Source organism: Desulfosceptrum tomskiensis, assembly GCF_049818055.1.
Lineage (GTDB): Bacteria > Bacillota > Desulfotomaculia > Desulfotomaculales > JASEER01 > JBFLVT01.
The window spans coordinates 2377675-2399509 of sequence record NZ_CP187479.1 but is presented as its reverse complement, the minus strand read 5'-3'; the positions used below and the strand labels follow the sequence as shown (position 1 = coordinate 2399509).

Sequence of the window (21835 nt, the reverse complement as noted above, 5' to 3'; positions counted from 1 at the left end):
ATTTTCAGCAGGTTACCCAAGTACGCGTCGAGGCTTTGGCCGTAGCGAACGTTGGGAGTATAAATAAAAAATGCGCAGTGAGCCGAGGAACAGCGTCGGCCGCTGTCTGACCCAGCACTCAACTAAGTCTCTCCGAAGAGCTAGTCATAAGTGATGGGTTCACTTAAACGGTCTGCAAAGTTGAGTGCTGGGGAGTTCGGCCGGCGCCCGAGGCGAACGAGCATATTCCTCAGCACGTACAAGTTCGCGCAGGCAAGGCCGAGGGCAAGCGTACGGCCGACGCTTTGACAGCGGAAGCGCCCGCGAACGTCCTCGTCGGCGGCCACGCTGACCTCACCTTCGCTAAGAACGGTGCCCGAAGCTTTCAGCAAAGTCGCTTGCGGGGATAAACCCAGACCCGAATAGCAAGAGCCGTTTTTCAGGGTAGCTGTTAGAAGTTGGAACGCCTAGTGAAGTAAGAAAGGGTCAGGCCCATGACTTAACGCAAATCTAAGAAAACTAAAGGTTTGACCCCTACCCAGGAGGTGGGAACATGAACCGCATTGAAGCAAAATTCACCGAGTTAAAGAACCGGAGTGAAAAGGCCCTTGTTGCTTTCATTACGGCGGGGGATCCTGATCTAGGAACTACCGCCGCCCTGGTGCGGGCCATGGCCGCGGCGGGGGCGGATATTATCGAGCTCGGGGTCCCCTTCTCCGAACCGGTGGCCGACGGCCCCGTGATCCAGCAGGCCTCCCAGCGGGCTTTGGCCGGCGGCACAACCCTGCGCGGCATCCTGGAAACCGTCCGTTCCCTGCGGCAAGACGTCGAGGTGCCGCTGGTCCTGATGAGTTACTACAACCCCGTCTACCGGTTCGGCCTGGACGGCTTCGCCCGGGAGGCGGCGGCCGCCGGGGCCGACGGGCTGATCGTCCCCGACCTGCCCGTCGAGGAAGCCGGGCCGCTCCTGGCCGCGGCCGACCGCGCGGGACTGGCCCTCATCCCCCTGGCCGCCCCGACCTCGACCGCCGCCCGCCTGCGGCGCATCGCCCGGTCGGCCCGGGGCTTTCTTTACTGCGTCGCCCTCACCGGGGTCACCGGGGCAGAGCAGCAGCCGGAGGAGGTCCGGAGACTGGTCGCCCGCGCCCGGGAGGTCTCGACCCTGCCCGTCGCCGTCGGCTTCGGCGTAACCACGCCGGCCCGGGCCGCGGAAGTCGGCGCTTTGGCCGACGGGGTCGTGGTGGGTACGGCCATCGTGCGGGAAGTCGCCAGGGGCGGCCCGGACATGACGGAGCGCGTGGCCGGTTTTACGCGGGAGCTGAAGACGGCTTTGCGGCGGGGTCATGCCTAGGAGAGTGCTGCAAAAAGCCAATATACTGGTTTTGGCATAGGTATCCTTAGGGTAGGGTACAGCTATGCTTCGGAAGTTAGCCTTAAGACCGCTCAAAAAGAGGTCCGAGGCAAGAGGTCAGAGGTCGGTTACGGGAAGCGATCGCTTCGCGATTGCAAGTCTATAATCCTTAGCAATCGCTCTGCGGATTTCATCAGGTCAGATTTCTGACTTCTGGCATCCGACATCCTTTTTGCCAGGCGCGGTTTTTCAGCGGTCTCCCACGGGAAACTGGCTGCGCCCTTAACATTAAAAGGGCTTGTCCTGAAGGCTTTCAACTGTTTCGGGAGCTGTCGGCGTCCTTTCCGGAACGGACAGGACGACAAGGGCGGCAAGGAGCAGGATTGCCCCGCCCCAGCCCGCCGCCGTCAGGCGCTCGCCCATCAGGCCCACGGCCAGAAGAGTCGCGACCAGCGGCTCGACCAGGGTGGCGACCGAAGAAGCCGTGGCTGTAACCTTCTTAAGGCCCAGCCCGAACAGGACATAGGCGACGGCCGTGGGAAACAAGCCGAGGTAGACAAGGATCAGCCAGCCTGCAAGCGGTAGGTTCCGGGGGATGCCGGCCAAGGGCAGCATCAGCAAGGCTGCCACGGTGAAAGCCAGGGTTACGGCCTGGATAGGGTGAAGGCGCCCCACCAGGTCCTTTCCGGCCACGACACACGTGGCGTAAGATAGCGCGGCGGCGAGGGCGAGAAGGTTGCCGGAAAGATAAGCGGGACTCAACACAGCGTCGATGCCATGCAGGCCGATGATCAGCGCCGTCCCCGGAAGGGCCAGGGCCAGTGCGACCAACACTCGCACCGACAGGCGCTCCTTCAGAAAGATCCGGGCCAGGAAAGCGACCATCAGCGGGGCGGTGCAAATGGCCAGCAGGGTGGCCGTGGCGATCTGCGTGCGGATTACGGCCTGGAAGAACGACAGTTGGTAGCCGGCAAGAGCCGCGCCAAAGAGCAAGACAGCGAGGACGTGGCTCTTGTTCAAGGCGGAAAGGCCCGTGCTTTTCGTGATGCTCCAGGAAGCCAGGAGCAAAAACGGGGCACCGAAGAAGAGCCGCCATACGCCCACCGTCAGGGGATCAAGGCCGTATAAACTATGCAAAAAAGTGGCTGACGTTCCGGTAGTACCAAAAAGGACGCTGGCGAGAACGATCAGCAATAATCCGAAAGTCATTCATTCATCTCCCGTAACGCTTTAGAAAGGCGTTGGGCCGGCTCTGTGCTTACTTCGGTGCTGCTTGCGGCTGACACAGTGAACGATACTTCTGCCGCACTTCCTTCATGCGCCCGCAATTCTTCTCTCCTTCGGGGCAAGGCCCGCGCAGGCAGGCCGGGCCGGCCTGGCCGAAGAAGGTCGGGGCCACCGCCCTCACCAGCCTGAGCATCTCATCGGCCAGGGCCCGTATCTCCCACTGGGCGCGCTCGCAGCAGCGCAGGGTGAAGAAATGCAGGAGCTCGCGGGCGTTCATCGTTACGACGAACTTGGTCTCGGCGGCGTTGGGCAGGACGAAGCGGGCGTCCTCCAGGGCGTCCTTCCCGCCCCCCAGTTCCCGGACCCAGTAGTCGTACCACTCCTGAATCCGCCGCATCTGGCCGGCAAACTCGGCCGCCTTGTCCGGTCCCAGCTCCGCGATCCGCGGAGGGACGACGTAGTCGAAGACCCCGTTCTCGCTTCGGGCGGCCGTTTCAGCGACGTAGCGCTGGGACTGCACCGAGAAGGAGGCGATCCGGTGCCTGGTGATTTGGGCCAGCAGGCTGCGGGAGACGCCCTCGACGGCGAAGGTGAAGGCGGCATGTTCGATGGGCGTGACGTGTCCCATGCCGACCAGCTTGTTGATGAACTCCGCCGGCTCGCGTTCCGCCGAAAAACTGATGAGCTCGTCGTTGCTCAACCCCGAGTAGCACCGCCGGCCGGCCAGAGCCGCCAGTTCCTCCGGCTGCGGCGTGTGGGCCAGAAGTTTAACCGAAAGCTGTACAGTACCCACGCGATCAGAATCCCCTTTCCTCCGCCGTTTGCACCCACAAAACAGATACCGCGGCTGAAAGCAGCCGCAAAATAGATATTATATTCGCAAACTCGTAGATTTATTCCTTTAACCTACGTTACAAGAGGAGCTGGACTTGTCGGACTTACTATACAAAACCCATCGGCAAGGATCGGATCGTAAAGCCTGACCCTCCCCAAGAAAAAAGAATTCGGCCATCGGCCGAATTTCTTCAAGTATCCCAGTGCCCGGTGCCTATATCTTAATGGATTTCGAGGGTCTGGCTAAGCATTTGCTTATAATTCAGTGCTACTAACTCCAACCTGGTAGCTCGAACAATGTCAATAATTGTCGATATTCTCTTTGCTTTTCCATCTTAAGTTATTGAGTACTTGATACGAAATTATATCATTAAGATAATTGCTGCCTTCTGCCCAAACCGTAGCATTGACCTTCACATCGAGGGGTTTTGAAGCTCGATCCCCTTAGCCTCATAGCTTTTGTCCTTGCCGTCTGAGCTAAAGTACGGAGTTATCCCCTTCACGCTTAGACTCACTGTAAGCGGTTGGCTAAACCCTGCTCAGTGCACCTCTAGAGATTCACGATTTGCTCACTGAAGAGCGGAGGCGCAGAGAAAACGCAGCGGGCGCTAACGCTGTTGTGGTCAAAACCGAATGGGTCGTACAACCGGCCATTTTTAAGCCCTCAAAAAAGACAGCGAACGGGGAACGGGTAAGAGCTTCCGGGGAAGATTGGCCCGGTCTCGGTCCCGTCTTTACGTCTTTAAAAGTAAGGAAGAAGCGGTGAGGGCTGTAGGGCAGGCTGTTGATTACACTCCATGGCAAAGTCCGGGTAATACCTCTTTGCTCTTTGTATCCTATAAAGGCAGTCTCACTGATCTTGACTATTCGTTTTCGGCGCATCACGAAGGACCGATCGGCTTACTACCTTTTCCAGGAATAGCAGAGGGGTTTTCCCTTAAGGGAGGTGAACAACTGGAAAGCGGCAACTGGTACGTTGTAAGCATCTCCAGTGAATGTAACCTATAAGGTGAGAGCCTACCTTCATTGGCGGTATAGAGAGTGGCGCCAACGCGCCACCCTCTTTCATTTTGGATTATTCTTCCCGTATCAAACCCAGTGCTAAGTAGAAACGGCTATGCCCGCTTCCATCTGACTCCGTCAGGAGTATCCTCGAGCACTACGCCCATTTCCTTCAAGCCGTCGCGGATGCGGTCGGCCAGGGTGAAGTTTTTGGCCCTGCGTGCTTCCCGGCGCAGCCCGATGATCAGGTCCAGCAGAGCGGGAGCCACGTCGCCGGACTGACCGTCGGCCTTCTTCCAGCGCGCCCCCCGAGGAGTGTCCTCGATAACGAACCCGGCCGCCTTCAACCCGTCGCGGATGCGGTCGGCCGTGGCGAAGTCCTTGCCCTGCCGGGCCTCCTGCCGCAGGCCGAGCAGCAGGTCGAGCAGCCCGGATACCAGGTCGCCGCCGAGGCTCTCCTCGTCCAGGACGATCCGGCCCTCTTCCTCCCGGAAAATACCCAGGACGCTGTTAAAGTCGTCGAAGAGCGCCCGCGCCCGTGCGAGCGCCTCCCGTTCGGGTGCTTGCTCGTTGTGCAGGTAGGCGTTGACCTCGCCGGCCAGGTCGAAAACCGCGGCCACGGCCAGGGCGGTGTTGAAGTCGTCGTCCATCGCCCTCTCGAAGCGTTCCCTCAATTCGCCGAGCTTTTCCTTCAACTCGGCGGCCCGCTCGTTCCCCTCGTCCGCGGCCCGGCCGGCGAGCGCCTCGTCGAGCAGGACGATGCTGTTTTTGAGCCGCGCCAGGCCTTTTGTGCTGGCTCCCATCTTCTCCGGGTTAAAGTCGAGCGGGCTGCGGTAATGGGTCGACAGCAAAAACAGGCGTAGGGCGCCGGGCGGGAAGGCCCGTACCAGGTCGCGCACCAGGGAGATGTTGCCCAGCGACTTGGACATCTTTTCCTCCCTGATGGTGATGAAGCCGTTGTGAATCCAGTAGCGGGCGAAGGGCCGGCCCGTGGCCCCCTCCGACTGGGCGATCTCGTTCTCGTGGTGGGGAAAGATCAGGTCGGCCCCGCCCCCGTGGATGTCCAGCGTTTCCCCGAGGTACTTCATGGCCATGGCCGAGCACTCGATGTGCCAGCCGGGCCGCCCCATGCCCCAGGGGCTTGGCCACGCCGGCTCGCCGGGCTTGGCGGCCTTCCACAGGGCGAAGTCCAGCGGGTCGCGCTTGCGCGGGTCGACCTCGACCCTGGCCCCGGAGAGCATGTCCTCGACGTCGCGCCCGGAGAGTTTTCCGTAGTCCGGAAAGTTGCGGACGGCGTAGTAGACGTCGCCGTCGACCGCATAAGCGAGGCCGTTGTCGATAAGCCTTTGGATGAGAGCGACGATATCGTCCAGGTGCTCGGAGACCTTGGGGTGGACGTCGGCCCGCCGGACGTGCAGGGCGTCGGCGTCGATGAAGTATTCGTCGACGTATTGAGCGGCCAGCGCGATGGGATCCGCCCCCTCCTCGTTGGCCCGCTTGATGATCTTGTCGTCGATGTCCGTAAAGTTCTGGACGCAGGTTACGTCGTAACCCTTGTAGATCAGGTAGCGCCGGATGGTGTCGAAGACGACCATGGCGCGGGCGTTGCCCAGGTGAATGAAATTGTAGGTCGTCGGCCCGCAGACGTACATCCTTACCTTGCCCGGCTCCATCGGCACGAATGTCTCTTGCCTCTTCGTAAGCGTGTTATAGAATTGCACAACATTTACCTCCACTTAGGAAAGCTGGAAGGTGTGCCTGCATTGATGCCTATATCTACTTATTAACAGCCTCAAGACGCTGAAGCCGTTCCTCAAGAACTTTAATCCGTTCCTGCAACAGGTTCATGGCGTCCGCGACCGGGTCGGGGATCTGGTCGTGGCGGAGGTCGACGGACCGGTCACTGTCGACCCGCTGGCCGTCGCGCTTGACGATCCGCCCGGGAACGCCGACCACCGTGCAGTTGGGGGGCACGGGCTTCAGGACGACCGAACCGGCCCCGATCTTGGAGTTCTCCCCCACCTCGAAGGAGCCCAGGATCTTGGCGCCGGCGCTGATCACCACGTTGTCCCCGATGGTCGGGTGGCGCTTGCCTTTCTCTTTGCCCGTCCCGCCCAGGGTCACGCCCTGGTAAATGGTCACGTTATTGCCGATCTCGGCGGTCTCGCCGATGACCACCCCCAGGCCGTGGTCGATGAAGAAACCCTCGCCGATCTTCGCCCCCGGGTGGATTTCGATCCCGGTAACGAAGCGCGAAAAATGGGAAATCAGCCGGGCCAGGGTGTAAAGCCTCATCCGGTAAAAGAAATGGGCGAAGCGGTGCAGGATGACGGCATGGAGGCCGGGATAACAGAGCAGGACCTCCAGCAGGTTCTTGGCCGCGGGGTCGCGCTCGAAAACCGCCTGGATATCGCGGCGGATACGCCTGAACATCCTATCACCCCCTGAATGGCACTGAGCTTCGGGCATTAGGACTGCCAACCTTTGACCGAAGCTAATTATATCATATTTTAAGAAGTCCCAGTGCTCAGCGCTCAGCACTCAAGGTCCAATGCTGCTGCATCCGGCGGCTTATGCCGGCTACAGCATAAGCCGCCATGCCCTCCCCGCCGCCCGTGAAACCGAGCCCTTCAGTGGTCGTGGCCTTGACGCTGACAACGGCGACGTCGACCCCCAGGACGCGGGCCATATTTTCACGCATCAGGGGGATGAAGGGGGCCAACCGCGGGGCCTGGGCCACCACCGTGGCGTCGACGTTGACGACGGCAAAGCCCGCTCTTTCCAGTAGGCCGACGACCCGCTTCAGGAGTTCCAGGCTGGAAATCCCCTGGTAAGCAGGATCGCTGTCGGGGAAGTGCCGGCCGATGTCCCCCAGGGCGGCCGCGCCGAGCAGGGCGTCCATCACGGCGTGGGCCAGCACGTCGGCGTCCGAGTGCCCCAGGAGGCCCTTCTCGTACGGGACTTCGACGCCCCCGAGGACCAGCTTCCTGCCCTCGGCCAGCCGGTGAACGTCGTAACCGAAACCGCTGCGCATCCCCGTCATCCTCCCCATCATCGCCTCCGCAAAGACGAAATCCTCGGGCGTCGTGAGCTTGATGTTGGTATAGTCGCCGGGGACCAGGGCCACCTCTCCGCCGCTCATCTCCACCAGCGCAGTGTCGTCGGTGCCCACGAAGCCCTTTTGCGCCGCCTCCTTGTGGGCGTTAATAATCACCTCCAGGCGAAAGGCCTGGGGGGTCTGCACCAGCCAGAGCCTGTCCCGGGGGAGGGTGGTCCGGCTCAGGCCCGGCATCCGGGCCATCTTGACGGTGTCCTTGGGGGGAACGGCCAGCGTGGCCGCCCCGGCGGCCAGCGCAGCCTCGATCAGGCCGGCCAGCCGCTCCCCGGGGACAAACGGCCGCACCCCGTCGTGGATCAGCACCACGTCGCACGGGGGAAGGGCGCTCAGTCCCGCCCGGACCGACTCCTGGCGTTCGGCCCCGCCGGGGACGACCGAGAGGCATTTCCGGAAGCCGTAACCTTCCACGATCATCCGCCGGACCCGCGCCTCGTCGCCGGGCGGGACCACCAGCACCACGAAGGATATTTCCGGCGCGTCCTCAAAGACGCGCAAAGTGTGCGCTAAAACCGGGCGGCCGGCCAGGAGCCGGTACTGCTTGGGGGTCGGACCCCCCATCCGACTGCTCCGGCCGGCCGCAACAATCACGGCGCCGACTTCAGCCAACGACGTTCACCTCGTTGAACTTGCCGTTTACGTATTCTTCCCGCCGAAAGGTTTTGGGCTTGGCGAAGATCATCCTGCCCGCCGTCGTTTGTAGAACGCTGGTGACGATCACGGTGATCGTCTGGCCGATGAAGCGCTTGCCCGAATCGACGACGATCATCGTCCCGTCGTCGAGGTAACCCACACCCTGGCCCGGTTCCTTTCCGTCCTTGATGATCTGCACGGTCATCTCCTCGCCGGGCAGGACCACGGGCTTCAAGGCGTTGGCCAGTTCATTGATGTTCAGGACCTTAACGCCATGCAGCTCGGCCACCTTGTTCAGGTTGAAGTCGTTGGTGATGATCTTGGCGCCCAGGCGCTTGGCCAGCTTGACCAGCTTGGCGTCCACCTCCGGGGTGTCCTCCAGGCCCTTGACGTTCTCGTAGATCTGCACGCGGATGTCGGATTTGCGCCGCACCATGTTCAGGATGTCCAGCCCCCGGCGCCCGCGGTTGCGCTTCAGGAGGTCGTTGGAATCGGCAATGTGCTGCAGTTCCTCCAGAACGAAAGACGGGATCACCAGGGTCCCCTCCAGAAAACCGCTCGTGCAGAGGTCGGCGATGCGGCCGTCGATAATCGCCGAGGTGTCCAGGAGCTTGGCCTCGCCCTTGCTCGGTTTCTCCTTGCCGAACCACGGCAGGCTGGTGAAGACGCCGGTCAGTTCCTCCCGCTTCCTGATGGCCACGATCAAACCGACGTAGCCGAGGAAAACGGTAAGCAGTACCCCGGCGGCCTTCCCGACGACACCCAGGAAATTAAGAATGGAACCCAGCAGGTTGGCGATTAAAAGACCGAGTATAAGTCCGAGAGCACCGATGAGGAGGTCCTGGACGGGCATTTTTTGCAGGTATTCCACCACGCGCGTCGTCAGGAAGACAGTCCAGTTGATGAGGCGGGGGGTAAGCAGGATGCCCAGGACCAGCCCGAACAGCGCCGTTAAAGCGGCCAACCCGTAGCCGGTGTTCGTTTCAAGGTTCAGGTTCAAAAGATTGTTCACGAAGAAGTAGTGACCGAGATAAAAACCGGACGCCGTGAAAACGGCCGTTAAAAAAACAAAAGCCACCTTGCGCATTTTTGGTCACCTCCTTTCATTCCTCATTTTTATCATTTTGTTAAATATTATAACGGGACAGGCATACGTGCTCAATAAAAAAAAATGGCGATTCTTCTCGCCATTTCTTACTCAAACGCTTCGTCCAACATTGACCTGGCTTTTTCTTCCTCTACCTCGGCCGCCAGCACCAGTTCGCTGATCAGGATCTGCCGCGCGCTTTCGAGCATCCGTTTTTCGCCCGAGGACAGACCCTTTTCGCGTTCGCGGCGTGCCAGGTTTCTCACAACCTCGGCCACTTCGTAGACGTCCCCGCTCTTGATCTTCTCGAGGTTGGCTCGGTAACGCCGGTTCCAGTTGCCCGGCATCTGGCTTGAGTCCTCTTTGAGCAGGCAGAAGACTTTGCGCACTTCCTCTCTGCCGATGACCTGGCGAAGGCCCACTCCCTTGCCCTCGCCCCCCGAAGTGGGGACCATGACCTTCATGTTGCCTATGGGCAGCCTCAGTACGTAGTACTGATGCCTTTCTCCCAGGATTTCCTTTTCTTCGATGGCTTCGATGATACCAGCGCCGTGCATCGGGTACACAACTTTGTCACCAATCTTAAACAATACGCCACCTCCCGAAACCCCTCTCGCACTAAGTATAACACATCCTAGCTATTCCTGTCAAAAAACGGCCTTGTACGTACAATTAGCGGCCGCTATCTATATCTTTCTTGTAATAGTTGGTTCCAGTAACGGCTTAAACCTTCCTTTATCGAGCGGGCGCGGGTCTCCCCGATCCCCTCGACCTCGTCGAGCTCTTCCAGGGAGGCGTTCAGGATGCGGTTGAGGTTGCCGAAAGTAGCCACCAGGTTCTCGATGACGGGCGCCGGCAGGCGCGGGACCTTGGAGAGGATGCGGTAGCCGCGGGGGGAAACGTTCTGTTCCAAGATGGCGCTCCCCCCGGGATATCCCAGGGCCCGCGAGATCAGCGGCAGGTCGAGGAGGTCCTCGTTGGGCCAAGTCTCGATCATGTTCAGGACCTGCCGCGGCGTCCTGTCGGGCGCGACGGCGTAGTCCTGAATGACGCTTAAGCCCTCAATGTCCACGTTGGCGATCAGTTCCTCGAGCTGCATGGTGATCAGGCGCCCTTCCACGCCCAGCTCGACGATGTACTTGTTGATCTCGCTGACGACCTTGAGGGTCATCTCGACGCGCTGGATGACCTTGCAGACCTCGTAGAGGGTCACGGTGCCCTCGAACTCCATGATGCTTAAGTTGACCAGGATACGGTCCAGGACGCTCTTGTACTTTTCCAGGGTCTGCAGGGCCTGGTTGGCCTTGGTGAAGATGACCTCCAGGTCGCGCAGGACGTATTTCAGCGCGCCCTTGTAGACGGTGATCACGCCCCGGCGCTGGGAGATCGAGATCACGACGGCGTCGGTCTGCCGCGCGACGCGCTCGGCCGTCCGGTGGCGGATGCCCGTCTCGCTCGAAGGGATACCCAGGTCCGGCACCAGCTGGGTGTTCGCGGCGATAATCCTTTTCGCCTCGCTGTCCAGGATGATGGCCCCATCCATCTTCGCCAGCTCGTAGAGCTTGGCCGGCGAAAAGTCGGCGTTGACCCGGAAACCCCCTTCGGCGATCTCCAGGACCTCGGGGCGGTCGCCGATGACGATCAGCGCCCCGCTCTCCGAGCGCAGGATGTGTTCCAGGCCCTCGCGCAGGGGCATGCCCGGCGCGACGACGCGCAGGACTTTCAACAGCTGTTCCTCTCTCTCGTCCCTTACCAACAGTCTCCCTCCAACTCTAACCCCTAAAGCCCTTGATCAAGCGCTTCGCTTACCGTCCGGACCTTGCAAAGCTCCAGCCGGGAATTATCCGACGCCAGGCCGCCGTCCGGGACGATGGCCCGGTTGAAGCCCAGTTTGCGCGCCTCGTTCAGCCTCTTTTCCAGCGCGCCTATCGGGCGGACCTCCCCGGTCAGTCCGACCTCCCCGACGACCACGGTGCGGGGGGCCACCGGGCGCTCGCGGAAACTGGAGGCCAGGGCCAGGGCGATGCCCAGGTCCACGGCCGGCTCCGACAGTTTCACCCCGCCCACGGCGTTTACGTAGATGTCCTGGTTCGACAGGGACAGCCCCACCCGCTTCTCCAGGACGGCGGCCATCAGCACGACGCGGTTGTAGTCCACGCCGACGGTCATCCGGCGCGGCGTCCCGTAGCCGCTGGGGCTGACCAGCGCCTGGATCTCCACCAGCAGGGAACGGGTGCCCTCGATGCAGGACACCACCGCCGAACCGGGCACCCCGTCGTCCTGGGGCCGCAGGAACAGACGCGAGGGGTTTTTGACCTCCGCCAGCCCCTCCGCCCTCATTTCGAATACACCGATCTCGTTGGTCGACCCGAAGCGGTTCTTGACACTGCGCAGCACGCGCAGGGACTGGTGCCGCTCCCCCTCCAGGTAGATCACGGTGTCGACGATGTGTTCGAGCACGCGGGGCCCGGCCAGGAGCCCCTCCTTGGTCACGTGACCGACCAGGAACACCGGGACGCCGGTTTCCTTGGCCGCTTTGGCCAGCCGCAAGGTACACTCCCGGACCTGCCCCAGGCTCCCGGGGACGGCCGCCAGGTCGGGGAGAAAAGTGGTCTGGATGGAGTCGACGATGACCGCCCGGGCCCCGCTCTCCCTGATGTGGGAGACGATCCGCTCGACGTCGGTCTCGCAGGCCAAGAGCACGTTCTCGTGCACCGTTTGCAGCCGCTCGGCCCGCAGGCGGACCTGCAGGGCGGACTCTTCGCCCGCGACGTAGAGCGCCTTGCCTCCCTGCTCCGCAACGCGGAAGGCGCACTGCAAAAGAAGGGTGGACTTGCCGATGCCGGGGTCGCCGCCGATCAGGACGACCGACCCCGGGACGATGCCGCCCCCCAGGACCCGGTCCATCTCGGCGATCCCGGTCGACAGGCGGGTCTGTTCGTCCACAGAAACAGCAGAAAGGGGGCGAGGCGGCTCGCCGGCGCGAACCGCCTTTTTCCTGCCCCCCTCTTCCTCGCAAAACGACTGCCACGCCCCGCAGCCCGGACACCTGCCAAGCCAGCGTGGCGAATAATATCCGCACTCCCGGCAGCGCATCGGCAACTCTGGTACTACCTTTCCATAGTATACCATAATATTATATCACTGCCAGTGAAGTCGAACAAGACTGGACGTAGGACATAAGACTATTTCCTACGTCTTACGTCCTAAGTCCTACACCCGTTTTCTGAACCTGTACCTCGCCGTCTTCCGCGTCGAGTTGCACCTTATCGCCGCGGGCGAAGGTGTGCTTCAGCAGTTCCTCCGACAGCCGGTCCTCGACCAGGCGCTGGATCGCCCGGCGCAGGGGACGGGCCCCGAATTTCTCGTCAAAGCCTTCCTTGGCCAGAAGGTCCTTGAGGCTGTCGCTGAACGCGACCTCGACCTCGTTTTCCTTCATCCGTTGAGCGACGTCCTTCAGCATCAGGTCCACGATGGCCCTGATGTGCTCGGTGGTCAGGGCGTGGAAGACGATAATCTCGTCGATCCGGTTCAGGAACTCCGGTCGGAACGTGCGGTGTAGCTCGCTGATGACGCGCTCCTTCATCTTCTCGTAGTCGTTTGCCTCGTCCTCGGGCCTGGCGAAGCCGAGCGTGCGTTCATTCCGGATCAGCTGGGCGCCCACGTTCGAGGTCATAATGATGACGGTGTTGCGGAAGTCCACCGTACGCCCCTTGGCGTCGGTAAGACGGCCGTCCTCCAGCACCTGCAGCAGGATGTTGAAGACCTCGGGGTGGGCCTTCTCGATCTCGTCCAGGAGCACCACGGTGTAGGGGCGCCTGCGGACGGCCTCGGTCAACTGGCCGCCCTCGTCGTAGCCGACGTAACCCGGAGGCGCGCCGACCAGGCGGGAAACGGCGTGCCGCTCCATATACTCCGACATGTCGATGCGTACCAGGGCCTCCTCGTCGTTGAACAGGGCCTCGGCCAGCGCCCGGGCCAGCTCGGTCTTGCCCACGCCCGTGGGGCCGAGGAAGATGAACGATCCGACGGGCCGCTTCGGGTCCTTGAGCCCCGCCCGCGCCCTGCGGATCGCCCGGGAGACCGCCGCCACGGCCTCGTCCTGGCCGACCACGCGCTGGTGCAGGATTTCCTCCATCTTCAAAAGGCGCTCGGATTCCTCCTCGGCCAGCTTCGACACCGGGATCCCGGTCCAGGTGGAGACGATGTGGGCGATGTCCTGCTCGCCGACGACGAGTTCGTCCCCGCCCTTCCGCTGGCGCCAGGCTTCCCTCGATTCCTCCAGCCGGTTCTTCAACTGCTGCTCCTGGTCGCGCAGCATGGCCGCCTTCTCGAACTCCTGCCCGGCGATGGCCGCTTCCTTCTCCTTGCGGATGTCTTCGAGCCTGGCTTCCAGCTCCTTGAGGTCGGGCGGGGCGGTGAAGGCCTGCAGGCGCACGCGCGAGCCGGCCTCGTCGACGAGGTCGATGGCCTTGTCCGGGAGGAAGCGGTCGGTGATGTAACGGTCCGACAGCCTCGCCGCGGCTTCGATGGCCTCGTCGGTGATGTGCACGCGGTGGTGGGCCTCGTACTTGTCACGCAGCCCCTTCAGGATCGCGATTGTCTCCTCCACCGTCGGCTCGTCGACCATGATCGGCTGGAAGCGGCGCTCCAGCGCCGGGTCGCGCTCAACGTGCTTGCGGTACTCGTCCAGGGTCGTCGCCCCAATGGTCTGCAGCTCGCCCCTGGCCAAGGCGGGCTTGAGGATGTTGGCCGCGTCGATGGCCCCCTCGGCCGCGCCCGCGCCGATCAGGGTGTGCAGCTCGTCGATAAACAGGATGACGTTCCCCGCCGCCTTAATCTCGTCGATAACCTTCTTGATCCGTTCCTCGAACTCGCCCCGGTACTTGGTGCCGGCCACCATCGACGCGAGGTCGAGGGCGACAACGCGTTTGTTCAAGAGCACTTCGGGTACCATGCCCTTACTGATGCGCTGCGCCAGCCCTTCGGCGATGGCCGTCTTGCCCACGCCGGGGTCGCCGATGAGCACCGGGTTGTTCTTGGTGCGCCGGCTCAAGATCTGGATCACGCGCTCGATTTCTTTCTCCCGCCCGATGACCGGGTCCAGTTTTTCTTCCCTAGCCATGGCCGTCAGGTCGCGGGCATACTGGTCCAGGTTCGGGGTCTTGGTATCCTTCTTGGCCGGCTCGCCGCTAACCCCGCAGGCGGCGCAACCGGTAGGGGCGGCGCCGCCCCCCATGATCTGGACGATCATCTGCCGCACCCTGTCCAAGTCGGCTCCCATGCCGGTCAGGATCTGGGCCGCGACGCCCTCCCCTTCGCGGATCAGGCCCAGGAGCAAGTGCTCGGTGCCGACGTAGTTGTGGCCGAGCTGCCTGGCCTCGTCGACCGACAGCTCCAGCACCCGCTTCGCCCGCGGCGTCAAGGCGACCTCGCGCAGAGGCGCCGGCGGCTGCCCGGTCTCCACGGTCTGCTCGATGGCGGCCCTGACCTTGTCGGCGTCCAGTCCGAGTTCGAGCAGAATCCTCGCTCCGACGCCCTCACCCTCGCGGATCAGGCCCAGCAGCAAGTGCTCGGTGCCCACGTAAGGGTAATTGAACCTCCGCGCCTCTTCCTGGGCGAGCAGGATCACTTTCTGGGCCCGTTTAGTAAACCTTCCGAACATTTTTTTGCGTACCTCCCCGCATCATAACAATGCATTTCCTTTATTTTTTCTTCTTCTTGGCCAGCGTTTCGCGCACGAGTCCGGCCCTCAGAACATCCCGCTGGTGGGGGGAAAGCTCCCCCCCGTACTTCAGGATGAAAGCGGGCCTCGTCAGCACCATCAGCGTCCAGGCCATGCTCGGCGATACATCCTTGATGATCCCGAGGTCGATGCCCAGGCGGACGTCCGAAAGGTACTGGATCGCCTCCCGGGAGTTGAGCAGGCGGGCGTAGCGCAGGATGCCGTAAGCGCGCCACACCCTGTCCTCGACGATCTCCGGCCGTTCTTGGTGCAGGAGCCTGCGGGCCGCCCGCTCCTGGTCGATGATCTGCCGGCACACCGCAACCAGGTTCTGGACGATCTCCTCCTCGGCCCGCCCCAGGGTGATCTGGTTCGAAATTTGGAAAAGGTTCCCGGCGGCCTCGGTGCCTTCGCCGTAGAGCCCACGTACGGTGAGCCCCAGCTTGCCGATGGTCGCCAGTACCTGCCTGACCTGCCCCGTGATGGCCAGCCCCGGAAGATGGAGCATCAGCGAGGCCCGCAGCCCGGTGCCGACGTTGGTCGGGCAGGCCGTCAGGTAGCCGATCGACTCCGAGTAGGCATAGTCCAAAGTCCGCTCCAGGGCGTCGTCGACGACGTTCGCCTTCTCCAGGGCCTGTTCCAGTTGCAGGCCCGGCGCCAGCACCTGGATGCGCAGGTGGTCTTCTTCATTGACCATGATGCTCACGGACTCGTCGTCCGAAAGCCCTATCGCCCGGCCTTCCGCCGGGCCCTGGAAAAAAGCCGGGCTGGCCAGGTGTTTCTCGACTAGTATCTGCCTTTCCAGAGACGACAATTCCGCCGCCCTGGACAGCTCCAATCCTCCGACGGCTTCCGCCAACCGCCTGTCCTTGACCGCCAGTTCGACGGCGTGGACGATCTCCTCGGCCGCTTCCGGCGTCAAGCGGTGGGGGAAGGGGTAATCGGCCAGCGCCCGCGCCAGGCGGATGCGGCTGGAGACGACCACGTCCCCGTCCGAGGCCCCGTCCCGCATCCACGCGCTGTAGGGATTGCTGACGGTTTCCTTAAGCCCCACCGTCTCCACCTCCCCGGTCCAGGCCGGCCTCGAGTTCCCTGATCCGGTCCCTGAACACCGCCGCTTTTTCGTACTCCTCCCTGGCGATGGCGTCCTGCAGCTCGGCCTTGAGCTGCTCGATATCACGCAGCACCCTCGACTTCTTCTGTCCCCGCCCGGGGACCTTGCCGGTATGGCGCAGCGCTCCGTGGACTCTCCGCAACAGGGTGCCGAGCTGGGGCTCAAACTCGCGGTAGCACCCGCTGCAGCCGAACAGCCCTGTCTGGCCGAGTTCCCCGGCCGTCAGGCCGCACCTGGGACACCTTGCCTCGTGCGGCATGACCTTATTCCCGGACTGCGGCCCCGGCCCGATCATCCCGGCCAGGAAGCTGCTCAGGTTCAGCGGGGGATTAAAATGAAAATGGATATGGCCGACCTGCTCCTCCTGGGCGCAAACCTCGCAGAGATGCATTTCCTTCTTGTTGTTGTTGACGATCTCGGTATAGTGGAAGGTGGCCGGCCGCTGTTTGCACTTCTCGCAAAGCATAATTCTACATCCTCTCGATAGCATCTAGCGTTAGGCTTTAAGTGACAAAATCAGGTAGCAATATTCGATACAGAGACCGAATGGCATTCAGCGTTCAGCATTCGGCATTCGTATAAGGACTATCCCGGAATCTAAGTGCCGATAGCTGAGCGCCGAACACCGAGTGCTATTCCATTCCCCGGAGCAAAGCCGCCAGCATGGCGCGCATCAACTGCGCCCGCAGGGTGTTCCTGCCCGGAAGTTCGACCTTGGACAGGCCGTCCCCCACAATCGCCGCCATCATCCCAGCCTCTCGCCCGGTGATAAGCGATTCCTCGCTAAGCCGCCCGATGATTTGCAGGGCCTCGCGGTGTCCGATGGCGTCGCCGACAACATGGTAAAGCCGCCGGACAAACTCGTCCTCTACGGGCAGCTTGATGATCCGCACGTATCCACCGCCGCCCCGCCGGCTTTCGACAACAAAGCCCGAATGCGGTCCGAATCTGGTCGACAGCACGTAGGTCACCTGGGACGGAGCGCAGTTGAACTTCAAGGCAAGGTCGCTGCGCCGGACATCGACGTAGTCGCGTTCGCTCTGCTCTAACAGCCGGTAGATATACTGGGCGATGTATTCAGCCAGCGTCGGCATGGCGGTACCCCCCCCTCGATCCTGACTTTGACTTTTGTTGACTATCTGGTTAATACCATACCGAATCCGGTCGCAAAAAGCAATTCCCTTTTGCCCTTATTTTAGCCGCTGTCACCCACTTTTTAGTCAAAGATAGTCAAAGCAGGGCGCCTCAGTCATCCCTTGTACGTTTTGGCGGCTCCCGCTTCCAGTGTTATAATATTGCTCATAATAATGGTCGCGAGTCGTAGGAGTCGCCGGCCGGAGGAGGAACGCTGATGAGAACCCTGGCATATTTCCTGATCGCTGTCGGCACCCTGATCTTTGCGGGTTATGCCCTCTACGGTTTATGCATATTCATCGGCGGGGCCGGCGTGCCCCTGGCTGTGAGGGTGGGAGTCGCCGCCCTGCTTCTAGGCCTGGCGGCGCTGCTCCTCGCTCTATGGATAGAACGCGCGAAGGAAGGTGACAAAGGATGATCGTGGCCACCTCAAGCACCATTGCGGGTAAGAAAGTAGTCAAAACACTTGGTGTAGTTACCGGCAGCATCATCAGGAGCAGGCACATCGGCAAGGACATTGTCGCCGGGCTGCGCAATGTCGTCGGCGGGGAAATCAAGGAATACACCGAACTCATGGCCGACGCCCGCCAGGAGGCAGTCAAGAGAATGATCAGCCAAGCCGAGAAACTCGGAGCCAACGCCGTCGTCGACGTCCGCTTCGCCACCGCCCAGGTGATGTCGATGGCGGCCGAGATCCTGGCCTACGGCACGGCCGTGGTCGTGGAGCAGCCGTAGGCTGCTCGATGTTAGACACCCAATACCACCAAGGGGCAGTATTACTGCCCCTTCGCGTTCTCGACAGGATATGACTGTATGTTACAAAAAAGCCCGCTTGCCGAGATTTCCGTTCAGCAGTCCCGCTACGGTTGGTGATCTGCGACGGCCTACGGTTATTCCAGCTTGACGGCCGTCCCTGAGGCCGTAACCATCAGCATCCCCTCACGGAGTACCTCGTAGTCCACGTCGATACCCACAACGGCGTCACCGCCCAGGCGTTGCGCATCCTCGCTCATTTCGGCCAGAGCCAGTTCACGAGCCTGCTTAAGTTTCTGCTCATATGCTCCGGATCGCCCGCCGATGACGTCCGTGATTGAGGCCATCAAGTCACGGATGATATTCGCTCCCATAATGGCCTCCCCACTGACGATCCCAAGGTATTCACGAATCGTTCTTCCCTGGATCTCATGCGTTGTGGTTAGAATCATTGCTTGCACCCTTTCCGTCAACAACCTAATCAATTCTTCTTACATCGGTCACCCGGCCGCGGCATTCCCCTCCCTAGTCTAGAGAATATCGATCCGGCTGACCTGCTCGTCGGTATTAAGGGTCAGCTTTACTGTCATGCCAACTTCGATGTGGCCCAGGCTCCGAGTAGCACTTCCTTCCTTTACTGTTACTGTCTCTGCCAGGTAGTAAGTCTCTTCATCCCCGTTGCTTTTCTCGATCATGATCCGCTTCGTTCCCGAGGTCCGGATGTAGGTGACATCACCGGAAACGTACGCCCTACCCGAGATTTCAATCCGGGTAACCTTATCGTCGCTGTTCAAGGTCAGCTCTACCAGCATGTCTTCTTCGATGTAGCCCAGGCTCCGAGTAGCACTTCCTTCCTTGACGGTCACGCTATCCGCCAGGTAATAGGTTTCTTCCTGCCCGTTGCTTTTCTCGATCATAATCCGTTTCGTCCCCGAGGTCCGGATGTAGGTCACTGTCCCCTGAATGCCCGCGGGAGCCGTGATTTCAATCCGGGTAACCTTGTCGTCGCTGTTCAGGGTCAGCTTTACCTGCATGCCTTCTTCGATGTAGCCCAGGCTCCGAGTAGCACTTCCTTCCTTTACTGTTACTGTCTCTGCCAGGTAGTAAGTCTCTTCATCCCCGTTGCTTTTCTCGATCATGATCCGCTTCGTTCCCGAGGTCCGGATGTAGGTTACTGTCCCCTGAATGCCCGCGGGAGCCGTGATTTCAATCCGGGTAACCTTATCGTCGCTGTTCAGGGTCAGCTTTACCTGCATGCCTTCTTCGATGTAGCCCAGGCTCCGAGTAGCACTTCCTTCCTTTACTGTTACTGTCTCTGCCAGGTAGTAAGTCTCTTCATCCCCGTTGCTTTTCTCGATCATGATCCGCTTCGTTCCCGAGGTCCGGATGTAGGTCACTGTCCCCTGAATGCCCGCGGGAGCCGTGATTTCAATCCGGGTAACCTTGTCGTCGCTGTTCAGGGTCAGCTTTACCTGCATGCCTTCTTCGATGTAGCCCAGGCTCCGAGTAGCACTTCCTTCCTTGACGGTCACGCTATCCGCCAGGTAATAGGTTTCTTCCTGCCCGTTGCTCTTCTCGATCATAATCCGTTTCGTCCCCGAGGTCCGGATGTAGGTCACTGTCCCCTCAAGGGCTTCTGCTTTTAGCTCCACAGCCTGGACCTGGTTACCCGTCACCCGAATCCGTGCTTCCGCACCCACGGTTACATCACTGAGCCGCAGGGATACCCCGTTTCTGGTAACGCTCACAGATGGGCTAATGTTCAGCGTCAGCATGCCGCCGGTGCTGGTCTGGAAAAACAACTGGTTGGAAGCGGAGACAACGGCCAGTATCTTGCCGTCATATTCCGAAGTTTGAGCGGCCGGGGTCTGGCCGGTGGACTTCCCGACAAAGATTACCTGCCCGCTGCCATTAAGGATGAGCTTTACGTTCTGCTCCAGGCTCATTGACGACAGTGTTACCTTCTGCCCGCCTCTGTAAACAATGTGGTCCTGCTTCAGGGGGTAGGTGAAAGCGCCCGAAGAAGTGCGCAGCGTGATCTTCCCGCCCTGCCAGTCCACCGCAACCAGCTGGCCGGTAATGAACCTGCCGGGATAAGGGTTGATATGCGCCGTGCCCAGCATCTTCCCCAGGAAGGAAGCGACCTCGGCCCGCGTAACCGGCCTCTGGGGTTCGAAAAGGGTGGCCGAAGTCCCGGACATGATGCCCTCCCTGTAAACCGCCGCCAGCATCCGCTGGTAGGCCGCCGGGATGTTGGCGGTATCGGTGAAGACCAGGGGGGTGTCGTCAGTCTGCAGGTTCAAAGCCTTCGCCAGCCACAGGGCGATCTCCAGCCGGGTGGCGGGCTCGTTGAACTTGATCTGGGAAATCTGGCCGGAAAAGAGCTGCTTTTGCGCGGCCAGGGCGATGTACCCCTGACCCCACTTGATATCCGGAGGAAAAACAATCTTGCTGGTATCGATTCGGGATGCTTCATTTTCCAGGCCCAGGGCCCGGATGATGACGACCAGGGCCTCGCGGCGCGTGACGTTGTCTTTGGGCTTGAATACGTTGCCGGGGTAACCGTTCATCAAATCCAGCGCGCGCACCTGCATAATGGTCTCTTCAGCCCAATGGCCCCGGACGTCCTGGAAAGTGGCGAGTTCTTCCGCCCGGGCCTGTCCCGCCGCCAGGCAAGACAGGGCAAGGACCATTACAGTTAAAGCCATCCAGATTTTTTTGCGACCTGCCATCTCGTCTCCTCCCCTGTGATATCTGTCGGGCTTTATTCGCAATACAATCTTCTCCCTCATGCTACCAAACCCGGCACAAAACCGCTAGCAACATTTTCTTTGTTTTCCATAATATTAAGCCTGCCGGAGCCCGCAATGTGACACTCAAACCCTTATCCGCTATGGGCCTCTTGAAAAACCGAGGGCTGTTCAAAAACAAGCATGGCGCGGAAGGCGAAGGCGGCCAGCGCGGAGCGTACTGAAAAAGAGGTCTGAAACCAGAGGTCAGAAGTCTGACCGGGAAGCGATCACTCGTAATCGCATCGAGTCCGACCCCGGACTTCCGGCATCTGACATCCTTGTTGGTACGTGAACACTGGCCGGCGAGCCTGACAAAGCCAGGCGAAGTTTTTCAACAGCCCCCTATCGGATAGGCCCGAAAGACGACAAAAACCGCTGCGCGAGGCAGCGGCCGCAAAAAGAATTGGCTCCGCGAGCAGGATTCGAACCTGCAACCCTCCGGTTAACAGCCGGATGCTCTACCGTTGAGCTATCGCGGAACGAAAATTTTAGGCGTGTTCTGTTTTTGCTTTAAAAGCTATTATAGCAAAGGCCCGTGACCCCCGCAAGACTTCCGGCCGTATAACAATGTTCCCCGAACATCCTCTAGCGTAACCAAAAACGCGGCAAACTTTTTTCTTCGGAGCATCCTAAACACCGAGGTGAGAACAATGGCCTCTATCGTTCGACTTTTTTAAGCGTAACCCGCGGTTTATCGTCCTGCCGGAAAGCCGCCTCTGGCTGGCAGGCAAGTGGATGCTTGAAAAGGCGTGGCTGGCCGAACACAGTTAGGCTGCCAAAAGCGTGGCATTGAGCGCTGGGCACTGAGCGCCGAGACCTGGAATAGAGCCCAGCGCCAATGCATAAACAAAGACCGCCATCTGAGGCGGTCTTTGTTTATACTTTGGCTCCGCGAGTAGGATTCGAACCTACAACCCTCCGGTTAACAGCCGGATGCTCTACCGTTGAGCTATCGCGGAACGGATTAGCGCAACGACAAGAGTTATTATACAGGGGCGGCGCCGGCCCGTCAAGTTTTACAGCGTTGTTTGTGCTTTGTACCCTGCAGGACCCTCGATATGGATCCTGGCGTAGGCCGCAATGCAGCAG

19 protein-coding genes and 2 tRNA genes are annotated in these 21835 nt (G+C 60.7%); 3 read left to right on the top strand and 18 right to left on the bottom strand.

Features of this window, described 5'->3' with window-relative positions; genetic code table 11:
* Positions 1-140: 140 nt before the first annotated feature.
* The gene (locus tag ACPV0M_RS12180) at positions 141-371 is read right to left on the bottom strand and encodes a hypothetical protein (protein ID WP_425620881.1); all 231 of its coding nucleotides are present in this window, start codon (positions 369-371) and stop codon (positions 141-143) included.
* Between the two features lie 161 nt (positions 372-532).
* Here ACPV0M_RS12180 and trpA point away from each other — a divergent pair, with 161 nt between their 5' ends.
* Positions 533-1330, top strand: coding sequence for a tryptophan synthase subunit alpha (trpA, locus tag ACPV0M_RS12175; protein WP_425620880.1), 798 nt, complete (start codon positions 533-535; stop codon positions 1328-1330).
* A 288-nt stretch (positions 1331-1618) separates the two neighbouring features.
* Here trpA and ACPV0M_RS12170 read toward each other — a convergent pair whose 3' ends face one another.
* The 13 genes from ACPV0M_RS12170 to ACPV0M_RS12110 all read right to left on the bottom strand — a co-directional run bounded on the left by ACPV0M_RS12170 (position 1619) and on the right by ACPV0M_RS12110 (position 17161).
* Complete coding sequence (locus ACPV0M_RS12170; RefSeq protein ID WP_425620879.1) at positions 1619-2539, bottom strand: DMT family transporter; 921 nt, start codon at positions 2537-2539, stop codon at positions 1619-1621.
* Between the two features lie 49 nt (positions 2540-2588).
* The gene (thyX, locus tag ACPV0M_RS12165) at positions 2589-3350 is read right to left on the bottom strand and encodes an FAD-dependent thymidylate synthase (protein WP_425620878.1); all 762 of its coding nucleotides are present in this window, start codon (positions 3348-3350) and stop codon (positions 2589-2591) included.
* A gap of 1156 nt (positions 3351-4506) precedes the next feature.
* On the bottom strand, positions 4507-6114 hold the full coding sequence (cysS, locus tag ACPV0M_RS12160; protein ID WP_425620877.1) for a cysteine--tRNA ligase: 1608 nt from the start codon (positions 6112-6114) through the stop codon (positions 4507-4509).
* Between the two features lie 55 nt (positions 6115-6169).
* On the bottom strand, positions 6170-6826 hold the full coding sequence (gene cysE, locus ACPV0M_RS12155) for a serine O-acetyltransferase (RefSeq protein ID WP_425620876.1): 657 nt from the start codon (positions 6824-6826) through the stop codon (positions 6170-6172).
* Positions 6827-6920: 94 nt separating this feature from the next.
* On the bottom strand, positions 6921-8117 hold the full coding sequence (gene ispD / locus ACPV0M_RS12150; RefSeq protein WP_425620875.1) for a 2-C-methyl-D-erythritol 4-phosphate cytidylyltransferase: 1197 nt from the start codon (positions 8115-8117) through the stop codon (positions 6921-6923).
* Positions 8110-9228, bottom strand: a complete 1119-nt coding sequence (locus ACPV0M_RS12145; protein WP_425620874.1) for a PIN/TRAM domain-containing protein — start codon at positions 9226-9228, stop codon at positions 8110-8112. The genes ispD and ACPV0M_RS12145 overlap by 8 nt, the downstream gene beginning before the upstream one ends.
* 107 nt (positions 9229-9335) lie before the next feature.
* A complete protein-coding gene (locus ACPV0M_RS12140; RefSeq protein WP_425620873.1) occupies positions 9336-9818 on the bottom strand; it encodes a CarD family transcriptional regulator in 483 nt (160 codons plus the stop codon).
* 92 nt (positions 9819-9910) lie between these two features.
* A complete protein-coding gene (disA, locus tag ACPV0M_RS12135; RefSeq protein ID WP_425620872.1) occupies positions 9911-10984 on the bottom strand; it encodes a DNA integrity scanning diadenylate cyclase DisA in 1074 nt (357 codons plus the stop codon).
* 23 nt (positions 10985-11007) lie between these two features.
* Positions 11008-12324, bottom strand: a complete 1317-nt coding sequence (gene radA, locus ACPV0M_RS12130) for a DNA repair protein RadA (protein WP_425622211.1) — start codon at positions 12322-12324, stop codon at positions 11008-11010.
* A 103-nt stretch (positions 12325-12427) separates the two neighbouring features.
* Entirely contained in the window at positions 12428-14893 is a 2466-nt protein-coding gene (locus tag ACPV0M_RS12125) for an ATP-dependent Clp protease ATP-binding subunit (protein WP_425620871.1), read from the bottom strand.
* Between the two features lie 40 nt (positions 14894-14933).
* Complete coding sequence (locus ACPV0M_RS12120) at positions 14934-16007, bottom strand: protein arginine kinase (protein ID WP_425620870.1); 1074 nt, start codon at positions 16005-16007, stop codon at positions 14934-14936.
* The gene (locus tag ACPV0M_RS12115) at positions 15997-16533 is read right to left on the bottom strand and encodes a UvrB/UvrC motif-containing protein (protein ID WP_425620869.1); all 537 of its coding nucleotides are present in this window, start codon (positions 16531-16533) and stop codon (positions 15997-15999) included. The genes ACPV0M_RS12120 and ACPV0M_RS12115 overlap by 11 nt, the downstream gene beginning before the upstream one ends.
* Positions 16534-16699: 166 nt before the next feature.
* Positions 16700-17161 carry a CtsR family transcriptional regulator gene (locus ACPV0M_RS12110; RefSeq protein WP_425620868.1) on the bottom strand — a complete coding sequence of 154 codons (462 nt, stop codon included), beginning with the start codon at positions 17159-17161 and terminating at the stop codon, positions 16700-16702.
* 257 nt (positions 17162-17418) lie between these two features.
* Between ACPV0M_RS12110 and ACPV0M_RS12105 the strand changes: the two genes are divergently transcribed.
* Together ACPV0M_RS12105 and ACPV0M_RS12100 are read left to right on the top strand one after the other, a co-directional pair.
* Entirely contained in the window at positions 17419-17619 is a 201-nt protein-coding gene (locus ACPV0M_RS12105) for a hypothetical protein (RefSeq protein ID WP_425620867.1), read from the top strand.
* Positions 17616-17936, top strand: coding sequence for a YbjQ family protein (locus ACPV0M_RS12100; RefSeq protein ID WP_425620866.1), 321 nt, complete (start codon positions 17616-17618; stop codon positions 17934-17936). The genes ACPV0M_RS12105 and ACPV0M_RS12100 overlap by 4 nt, the downstream gene beginning before the upstream one ends.
* 155 nt (positions 17937-18091) lie before the next feature.
* Here the strand turns inward: ACPV0M_RS12100 and ACPV0M_RS12095 are convergent, their stop codons facing one another.
* The 4 genes from ACPV0M_RS12095 to ACPV0M_RS12080 all read right to left on the bottom strand — a co-directional run bounded on the left by ACPV0M_RS12095 (position 18092) and on the right by ACPV0M_RS12080 (position 21705).
* Positions 18092-18406 (bottom strand): YbjQ family protein, encoded by a 315-nt coding sequence (locus ACPV0M_RS12095; RefSeq protein ID WP_425620865.1) that lies wholly within the window; start codon positions 18404-18406, stop codon positions 18092-18094.
* Between the two features lie 78 nt (positions 18407-18484).
* Positions 18485-20686 carry an S-layer homology domain-containing protein gene (locus tag ACPV0M_RS12090; protein WP_425620864.1) on the bottom strand — a complete coding sequence of 734 codons (2202 nt, stop codon included), beginning with the start codon at positions 20684-20686 and terminating at the stop codon, positions 18485-18487.
* 464 nt (positions 20687-21150) lie between these two features.
* Positions 21151-21225, bottom strand: a tRNA-Asn gene (locus tag ACPV0M_RS12085).
* Between the two features lie 405 nt (positions 21226-21630).
* Positions 21631-21705: transfer RNA gene (locus ACPV0M_RS12080), tRNA-Asn, on the bottom strand.
* Positions 21706-21835 lie beyond the last annotated feature (130 nt).